Here is a 529-nt window from a genome sequence, read left to right as displayed (position 1 = left end):
ATGAGTTTTTCGGTGCTGCCGCCCGAGGTCAATTCGTTGCGGATGTTTTCGGGTGCGGGGTCGGGGCCGATGGTGGCGGCGGCTGCGGCGTGGTCGGGGCTGGCTGATGAGTTGGGTGCTGCGGCGGATTCGTTTGCGTCGGTGACCGCGGATCTGGCGGGTTGGGCGTGGCAGGGTCCGGCGGCGGCGGCGATGGCGGCGGCGGCGGTTCGGTATGCGGGGTGGTTGAGTGCGGCGGCGGCGCGCGCTGCGGGTGCCGCGGGGCAGGCCACTGTGGTGGTGGGTGCGTTCGAGGCGGCGCGGGCGGCGACGGTTCCTCCGGTGGCGGTGGCGGCCAACCGGAATGCGTTTGTGCAGTTGGTGTTGTCGAATGTGTTCGGTCAGAACGCGCCGGCGATTGCTGCTGCCGAGGGTGTGTATGAGCAGATGTGGGCCGCGGATGTAGCGGCGTTGGTGGGGTATCACGGTGGGGCGTCGGCGGCGGCGTCGGCCTTGTCGTCGTGGCAGGGTGCGTTGCAGGGACTGCCGG

The 529-nt window shown here is 70.5% G+C and carries 1 protein-coding gene; it reads left to right on the top strand.

The features are described from left to right. Positions 1–529 (top strand): PPE family protein (locus AC5Y7D_RS30925; RefSeq protein ID WP_499930001.1); only part of this gene is annotated, 529 nt, incomplete at both ends.

Source organism: Mycobacterium sp. NGS49 (genome assembly GCF_059812565.1).
This window is presented reverse-complemented; position numbering and strand designations above follow the sequence as displayed.